Origin of the sequence: Mesorhizobium sp. M7A.T.Ca.US.000.02.2.1 (assembly GCF_003996995.1) — a bacterium.
Lineage (GTDB): Bacteria > Pseudomonadota > Alphaproteobacteria > Rhizobiales > Rhizobiaceae > Mesorhizobium.
The window spans coordinates 1-6782 of record NZ_RZTT01000331.1 but is presented as its reverse complement, the minus strand read 5'-3'; the positions used below and the strand labels follow the sequence as shown (position 1 = coordinate 6782).

The following is a 6782-nucleotide window of genomic DNA, read 5'->3' as shown; positions in this document are numbered from 1 at the left end:
AGTCCGGGTTGGCCGACAGGAAATCGGACAGAAGCCGCGCCACCGCAAAGTTCTGAACGTAATGTGCAAGCGTGTAGGGAAGCACCAGGACCAACGCGAAAATCGACTGCAGCTGCGCCGGCAGCACGCGGAAAGCCTTCAATCGCCGGCCGGTGGCCAGGATGAGGCTGACCAGCGTGACCGACAGCAGCGCCGGGAACAACAGATCGAAGGTCAGATAGTGCCAGACGAGAATGATCTCGCCGCCGCGCCGGCCGAGCGCCGTCAGCCAGGCCATGCCTTCGTCCGGCGTAAACCCTAAAATGCGCATGTCGAGTGACGGCAAGCCGCCGCTCAACTGGCGGAAATAGAAGAATTCCAGAGCCGTCATGGCGATGAAAACCACCGCCGACAGGAAACAGAGCGCGCCTGCGTGGCGAGACAGCCGCAGGATCGTTGCCGTCAGGTTCCGCCCGAGCCCGTACTGGTCAGGCTCCGCCGGGATAGTTCGGGCTTTCGCGGGTAATCGTGACGTCATGGGCGTGGCTTTCACGAAGTCCGGCATTGGATATGCGCACAAAAGTGGCGCGCTCGCGGAAATCGGCAAGGTCGCGGCCACCAACATAACCCATAGCGGCTTTCAAGCCGCCCGCAAGCTGGTGCAGCACGCCAGACACAGGTCCCTTGTAGGGAACCTGCCCCTCGATGCCTTCCGGAACCAGTTTCAGCGTGTCGCGCACCTCGGCCTGGAAGTAGCGATCGGCGGAGCCGCGGGCCATGGCGCCGACCGAGCCCATGCCGCGATACGCCTTGAAGGAGCGGCCCTGGTGCAGATAGACCTCGCCGGGGCTTTCGTCGGTCCCAGCCAGCAGCGAGCCGATCATGGCGGCACTTGCGCCGGCGGCGAGCGCCTTGGCGAGATCGCCGGAATATTTGATACCGCCATCGGCGATAACCGAGACGCCGGATTTGTGCGCCGTCTCGACCGCCGACATGATCGCCGAGAGCTGCGGCACGCCCACGCCGGCGACGATGCGGGTGGTGCAGATGGAGCCCGGACCGATGCCGACCTTGACGGCGTCGGCACCGGCGTCGATCAGCGCCTGCGTGCCCGCGGCGGTGGCGACGTTGCCGGCCAGGATGCGAACCGAGTTGGAGAGTTTCTTGGCGCGCGTCACCGCGTCGAGCACGCGTTGCGAGTGGCCATGCGCGGTGTCGATCACCAGAAGGTCGACGCCGGCATCGATGAGACGTTCGGCGCGTTCATAGCCGTCATCGCCGACGCTGGTGGCCGCGGCGGCGCGCAAGCGGCCCTGTGCGTCCTTGCTGGCGTGCGGGTTGAGCTGCGACTTCTCGATGTCCTTGACGGTGATCAATCCGACGCAGTTGCCCTGCCTGTCGACGACAACCAGCTTTTCGATGCGGTGCTGATGCAGAAGCCGCTTGGCCTCGTCCTGGTCGACGTTCTCCTTGACCGTGATCAGGTTGTCACGGGTCATCAGCTCATGGACCTTCTGCGCCGGATCGGAGGCAAAGCGCACGTCGCGATTGGTCAGGATGCCGATCAGCCGCCCGACCTTGTGGCCGCCAGTGCCACCATTCTCGACCACCGGAATGCCCGAGATCGAATAGCTGCGCATCAGGCCCAGCGCGTCGGCGAGCGTCGCGTCGGGGCCGATGGTGACAGGATTGACCACCATGCCGGATTCGAATTTCTTGACCTGCCGCACCTGCTCGGCCTGTTCGGCCGGCGAGAAATTGCGGTGGATGACGCCAATGCCGCCGGCTTGGGCCATGGCGATGGCGAGCCTGGCCTCGGTGACGGTGTCCATCGCCGCCGAGAGGATCGGCACGTTGAGGTCGATGTCGCCGGCGATGCGGGTGCGGACATCGGTCTCGCCGGGCATGACCTCGGAATGGCCGGGCTGCAGCAGCACGTCGTCAAAGGTCAGCGCCAATGCGCCAGTGGACGTTTCGATGATTTTTGCCATGGCCAGTCCCTTGATATAAAACGCGGTGGGGGAATACAAAAAAGCGCTGGACCGGAATGGACAGCGCCGACTCGTTTCTTCCCTTTCAGGATTGGCGCTGGCTGGTACCACGTCCAAGCGCCAATGAAAAGCCGATCGTCTCGGTGTTTCGCGTTCTATCCAGAAGACTCCCCCAAGAGAGCATTGAGCAGAACGTGACGCGGCGATGCGAAAGGGCTGACGACAGTTACCCCACCCCATGTGAAGCCATCTTGCAGGTCTTCCGAAAGGAGCATCCGACAACCGGTTTGGGAAGCGGTGGACAGAATGACCGCGTCCCAAATGCTGAAGTGGTGGTCCGTAGCCAGATCAGCCGCCATCATCATTACGTCTTGCACTGTCGCGGCAACTGGAAACGCGTCGCGCCAACCCAGGAGGGCATCCCGGGCTTCCACAGGCGGTCTTCCGGCCTTGCGGACGAGAACGTTGTACAACTCGCCAAGGACCTGAACGGGAATAACTGCAGCCTCTTGCGGCAGGTTGCGCAGCAGTTCGAGAACGATATCGCGCTTCTCGGCACCGTTGACCCCTTCCGCGTAGGCAAGGACATTGGTGTCGAGCGCGACCTTCATCGCTCGTCCTCGTAGAGCTCGTCACGGGTCCAACGTCCGACATCCAAAACAGGCTGGCGTTCGAGGCGCGACAACAACGCTAAGCGCGAGCGGGAAGCCACACCCTGCTGTCGATCGGCGGGCACGATCCGCGCGACGGGTCGCCCATGACTGGTCACGACGTAGCTCTGTCCTTCGCGAACACCGCGCAGGATGAGAGAGAACTTGCGGTTGGCATCGGCTGCCGAAACGGCTTCTTCCATAACAAAGTCCATATAGTAGTTATATACACTACAATAGCGTGGCGCATCGCCATTCGCAAGCTATTCTTTGCTGCTTGGCCAGCGCCTGGAGACGGAACGAGAAGACCTTGGCCGTCCCGGCAGTTCTGATTTAGGCACGGCGGCAGGCCAAGCGAACTGCCTGTCTCCCCGCAGTCGCACAAAAGTGACAGCAAATTAACACGACATGAGAGCCAGCCCATGATAACCGCCCTGCATGTTGGCTTGCCTCCCGGTCAACCGTAAAAGAATCAAGTCGGACGCGTTTTGTGAACCGCACCATCCCGCTCATCCTGGCGGTCGCCCTTTTCATGGAAAACATGGATTCGACCGTCATTGCGACATCGCTGCCGGCGATCGCCGTCGACATCCACACCAGCCCGATCGCGCTCAAGCTGGCGCTGACCGCCTATCTCGTCTCGCTGGCGATCTTCATTCCGATCAGCGGCTGGATGGCGGACCGTTTCGGCGCCAAGAAAGTCTTTCGTGCCGCGATCGCGGTCTTCATCGTCGGCTCAATAGCCTGTGCGCTCTCCGGTTCGCTGCCGGCTTTCGTAGTGTCGCGCTTCCTGCAAGGCATTGGCGGCGCCATGATGACGCCGGTTGGGCGGCTGGTGCTGGTGCGCGCGACACCGAAAAGCGAACTCGTCGCGGCGATGTCCTGGCTGACCGTTCCGGCGCTGGTCGGGCCGCTGGTCGGACCGCCGGTCGGTGGCTTCATCACCACCTATTTCACCTGGCATTGGATTTTCCTGATCAATGTGCCGATCGGCGTGGTCGGCATCTGGCTGGCGACGCGTTTCCTGCCGGAGACCGAACCCGCGCAGACCCCGCCACTTGATTTCATCGGCTTCATGCTGAGCGGGCTGGCGGCATCCGGGGTGGTGTTTGGCCTGTCGGTGGTCAGCTTGCCCTATCTGCCGCCAATCGTCGGTGTCGCCACCGTAGCGGTCGGCCTGCTGTCGGGCGCGCTCTATCTCATGCATGCGCGCCACGCCAAAAACCCGCTGCTGGCGCTCGAACTGTTTCGCAACCAGGTGTTCCGCTCTTCCGTGCTTGGCGGCTCGCTGTTTCGCATCGGCATCGGTGCGGTGCCGTTCCTGCTGCCGCTGATGTTCCAGATCGGCTTTGGGCTGACGCCGTTCCAGTCCGGCATGATCACCTTCGTCTCTGCAATCGGCGCCATCGGCATGAAATTCGTCACCGCGCTGATCTTCCGCGTCGCCGGCTTTCGCCGCGTTCTGGTTGTCGGTTCGCTGGTCGCTGCCGCCTCGATCGCCATCAATGGCCTGTTCACACCCGACACACCCTATCTGCTGATGCTGGCCATGCTGCTCGTCGGCGGCTTCATCCGCTCGATGTTCTTCACCGGCGTCAATGCGCTCGCCTATGCCGAGGTTTCGGCTGAAGACACCAGCAAGGCGACGCCGATTACAGCCGTGTTCCAGCAGTTGTCGGTCGCGCTCGGCGTGGCGCTGGCGGGCGGAATCCTGGAAGTATCGACGTCAATCCATGGCGGCTCGCTGTCGCTGGACGACTTCCACATTGCCTTCTTCATCGTTGCAGCGGTCTCGGCGGCGGCATCGCTATCCTTCGTCCGGCTGGCACCCGATGCCGGCAACGCCATCTCCGGTCACGGCCGGCTGACAACACCCAAGACGCTGGAAACGGTGAGCCCACCCGGCAACTGATGGCAGCTACGCTTCGGCCTCGCCTTCTGGACGGCCCGATTCGCCCGACGGCGGACCGCGGCGGTGCCCTGTCAGTCGTCGGCGTCCCCCGGCCCTTCGCTATGGCTCCGGGCGCTCGAGGCCTTCGGAACGTCCACTGGACGTTCCGATCCGCCTGACGGCGGACCGGCCTCTCGCCCTTTAAAATCTTTGGCCAGCAAATAGAGCTCGACCGATTCATCCCGCGACGCCGGCGGCTTGACGTGATGGACGGAGCGGAAGTTCTTCTTGAGCATGGAGAGCAACTCGTTTTCGGCGCCGCCCTGGAAAGTCTTGGCGAGGAAATGCCCGCCCGGCTTCAGCACCGACAGCGCAAAATCGGCCGCCACCTCGCACAGATGCATGGTGCGGATGTGGTCGGTCCGCTTGTGCCCGGTGGTTGGCGCCGCCATGTCGGACAACACGATATCGGGATCGCCGCCCAGCGCCTCGGCCAGCTTCTGCGGCGCTGCCGGATCGAGGAAATCCATCAGCAGCACCGGGGCGCCTGGCACGGCGTCCATTTCCAGATAGTCGATGCCGATGACATGCGGCTTGTCGGCCGTCGATTTCGTCCGCGCGGCGGCGACCTGGCACCAGCCGCCGGGGGCGGCGCCGAGATCGATCACCTTCATGCCGGGTTTCAGGAGATGATGCTTGTCGTCGATCTCGATCAGCTTGTAGGCCGCGCGCGAGCGATAGCCGTCAGCCTTGGAGCGCTGGACATAGGGATCGTTGATGTGGCGCTGCAGCCAGCGGCGCGACGATTCCTTCAGCCCGCTCTTCTTCTTGATCCGCGTCTTCAGCACACGAATGCTGGCTGATCCTGGTTTTTCCGGTTTCTTGGTCATTGCTTAATTCTTCGGTTCGGGCTCACGCTCTGCCACGCCCATCGTTGCGCCAGACGCCATCATCGGCCATCAGTTCGCTCAAAATACCTTCGCGCAGGCCACGATCGGCGACTCGCAGCCGCTCGGACGGCCACGCGGCGCGGATCGCCTCGAGGATAGCACAGCCGGCCAGCACCAGATCGGCGCGATCGGCACCGATGCAAGGGTTGGCGCAGCGCTGCTGGAAATCCCAGCCAACCAGTCTTTCGACCATGCGATCGACGCTGTCGCGGTCCATCCACAGCCCATCGACACGGCGGCGATCGTAGCGCTCGAGCTCAAGGTGGACACCGGCCAGCGTCGTCACGGTTCCGGACGTGCCCAGCAGATGGAAATTCGGACTGGCCTTGAGATGGCTCAGCCGATCGCGACCGTCGAAGCTGGCCAGCCGGCCGGCAACGTCGTCGACCATGGCGGCGAAGATCTCGCGCGTCACCGTGCGGCCGCCAAAGCGCTCGGCCAGCGAGACGACGCCGACCGGCAGCGACGTCCACGACACGATATGATTGGCCAGCCTTGGCGAACGGCGGCCAGCGAGATCGATAAGCGCGATTTCCGACGAACCACCGCCAATATCGAACAGGACGACGCCTTGGGTGTCGCGCTCGACCAGCGAGCCGCAGCCGGACACCGCCAGCCGCGCCTCGGTCTGGCGGTCGATGATCTCAAGCTTCAGGCCGGCCTCGCGTTCGACGCGGTCGATGAACTCGACGCCGTTTTCGGCCGTGCGGCAGGCCTCGGTGGCGATCAGCCGGGCTTTTCTGATCTTGCGGTTGCGCAATTTGTCGCCGCAGATTTTCAGCGCCTCGACCGCGCGGTCCATCGCCGGCTGGCCGAGCCGGCCATTGGCGGTGAGCCCCTCGCCCAGCCGGACGATGCGCGAAAAGGCGTCGATGACGCGGAACTGGCCATGCCGCGTCGGCACCGCGACCAACAGCCGGCAATTGTTGGTGCCGAGGTCAAGAGCCGCAAACACCGGAAGCTCCTGGACCGGCGGCCGACGGGCGCTCTGTTCCGGCCGTGGCACTACAGCGGCGGGCGAGGCCAGCGATTCCGACGGTCTGTGGGCCTCCGCCGCCGGGGCACCGGTTTTGCCTGGCGCCGGCGATCGATTCTCCGCGGGACGCACTTCGTCGCGCGCAAAAACCTTGCGCCCGCGCCTTCGCTTGCGCCGCTTCTTGGGCTTGCCTTTGTGGGGTGCGTCGCCCGCCTGCCCGTCTGCGGAGCGGAGCTCCGTCGGGCGGCGTTGCTGCCAGCTTGCGTTCCCCGGGCCAGCCGACCGCTGGGAAGCGCTGGACACGCCCACCTCCGGCGCGCCGGCGCCGGTGTCGTGGTCTTCCAC

At 64.0% G+C, this 6782-nt stretch carries 6 protein-coding genes and 1 pseudogene; 1 reads left to right on the top strand and 6 read right to left on the bottom strand.

Going from position 1 to position 6782, the window contains the following annotated elements; all coding sequences use genetic code 11:
• The 4 genes and pseudogenes from EOD15_RS25260 to EOD15_RS25245 form a co-directional block, all read right to left on the bottom strand.
• Positions 1-370 (bottom strand): annotated as a pseudogene (locus EOD15_RS25260) (hypothetical protein); the annotation flags it as partial.
• A gap of 97 nt (positions 371-467) precedes the next feature.
• Entirely contained in the window at positions 468-1970 is a 1503-nt protein-coding gene (guaB, locus tag EOD15_RS25255; protein ID WP_127269487.1) for an IMP dehydrogenase, read from the bottom strand.
• A 155-nt stretch (positions 1971-2125) separates the two neighbouring features.
• Complete coding sequence (locus tag EOD15_RS25250; RefSeq protein WP_127321446.1) at positions 2126-2581, bottom strand: PIN domain-containing protein; 456 nt, start codon at positions 2579-2581, stop codon at positions 2126-2128.
• Complete coding sequence (locus tag EOD15_RS25245) at positions 2578-2823, bottom strand: type II toxin-antitoxin system prevent-host-death family antitoxin (protein WP_127321447.1); 246 nt, start codon at positions 2821-2823, stop codon at positions 2578-2580. The genes EOD15_RS25250 and EOD15_RS25245 overlap by 4 nt, the downstream gene beginning before the upstream one ends.
• A 287-nt stretch (positions 2824-3110) precedes the next feature.
• Between EOD15_RS25245 and EOD15_RS25240 the strand changes: the two genes are divergently transcribed.
• Entirely contained in the window at positions 3111-4532 is a 1422-nt protein-coding gene (locus EOD15_RS25240) for an MFS transporter (protein ID WP_127408949.1), read from the top strand.
• A gap of 71 nt (positions 4533-4603) precedes the next feature.
• On the opposite strand, the gene EOD15_RS25235 is transcribed toward EOD15_RS25240, so the two are convergent.
• On the bottom strand, positions 4604-5401 hold the full coding sequence (locus tag EOD15_RS25235) for an RlmE family RNA methyltransferase (protein WP_027038343.1): 798 nt from the start codon (positions 5399-5401) through the stop codon (positions 4604-4606).
• 22 nt (positions 5402-5423) lie between these two features.
• Positions 5424-6782 (bottom strand): Ppx/GppA phosphatase family protein (locus tag EOD15_RS25230; protein WP_245463766.1); only part of this gene is annotated, 1359 nt, incomplete at its 5' end.